At 61.7% G+C, this 1,367-nt stretch carries 1 protein-coding gene; it reads right to left on the reverse strand.

The window, feature by feature from the left end:
- Positions 1-1,367, reverse strand: a 1,367-nt coding sequence (gene ilvB, locus A2I95_RS38285; protein WP_291737635.1) for a biosynthetic-type acetolactate synthase large subunit, incomplete at both ends; no start/stop codon positions are given.

Raw genomic sequence — 1,367 nt, forward strand, 5'->3', positions numbered from 1 at the left:
GCATCGCAGTGCCCATCTCCTGCATGTTCATCAGCCAGGAGGCTTCGCCCGCGACGTTGATCACCAGCGCGTCCGGATGCGCCATCTGGGCGCCGATCGAGGCCGGAAAACCATAGCCCATGGTGCCAAGCCCGCCCGAGGTCATCCAGCGGTTCGGATCCTCGAAATTCAGGTATTGCGCCGCCCACATCTGGTGCTGACCGACCTCGGTGGTGATATAGCGGTCATGGCCCTTGGTCAGTTCTTCCAGGCGCTGCAGCGCATATTGCGGCTTGATGGTCTTGTCCGAGTTCTTGAAGTTCAGGCAGTTCACCGCGCGCCATTCGTCGATCTGCTTGTGCCATTTGGCCAGCGCCTCGCGGTTCACCTTGCGGCCGCGCGACTTCCAGACCTTCAGGATGTCTTCCAGAACATGCGCCACATCGCCCACGATCGGGATATCGACCCGGATCACCTTGTTGATCGAGGAGGGATCGATATCGATATGCGCCTTCTTCGATTTCGGGCTGAAGGCGTCGATCTTGCCGGTGATGCGGTCGTCAAAGCGGGCGCCGATGTTGATCATCAGGTCGCAGCCGTGCATCGCCATGTTGGCCTCATACAGCCCGTGCATGCCCAGCATCCCCAGCCAGTTCTTGCCGGAGGCCGGATAGGCGCCCAGCCCCATCAGGGTTGAGGTCACCGGGATGCCGGTGCCGTCAATCAGCTCGCGCAGCAATTGGCTGGCGGCATTGCCGGAGTTGATCACGCCGCCGCCGGTATAGAACACCGGGCGTTTAGCGGTCTCAAGGGCTGCGACCAGTTCGGTGATCTCCTCCATGTCGCCTTTGACTTGCGGCTGGTAATGGGAGGCGGCTGGTTTCGGCCCGTTATAGGTGCCGTTTGCAAACTGCACGTCTTTGGGAATGTCGACCAGAACCGGGCCCGGACGGCCCGAGGTAGCGACATGAAAGGCCTCATGCAGGGTGCCGGCCAGCGCATCGGTGTCCTTGACCAGCCAGTTGTGCTTGGTGCAAGGGCGGGTGATGCCGACGGTATCGGCTTCCTGAAAGGCGTCCGAGCCGATCATGAAGGTCGGCACCTGGCCGGTGAGAACCACCAGCGGGATGGAATCCAGCAACGCATCGGTCAGACCGGTCACCGCATTGGTGGCGCCGGGACCAGAGGTCACCAGCACAACGCCGGGTTTGCCGGTGGAGCGGGCATAGCCCTCGGCGGCGTGCACCGCGCCCTGTTCGTGGCGCACCAGCACGTGGCGGATGTCATTTTGCAGAAAGATCTCGTCATAGATCGGCAGCACGGCGCCGCCTGGGTATCCGAAGACTACATCCACACCCTGATCCTTCAGGGCTTGGACAACCATCTTT

This window comes from Leisingera sp. F5 (assembly GCF_001593695.1).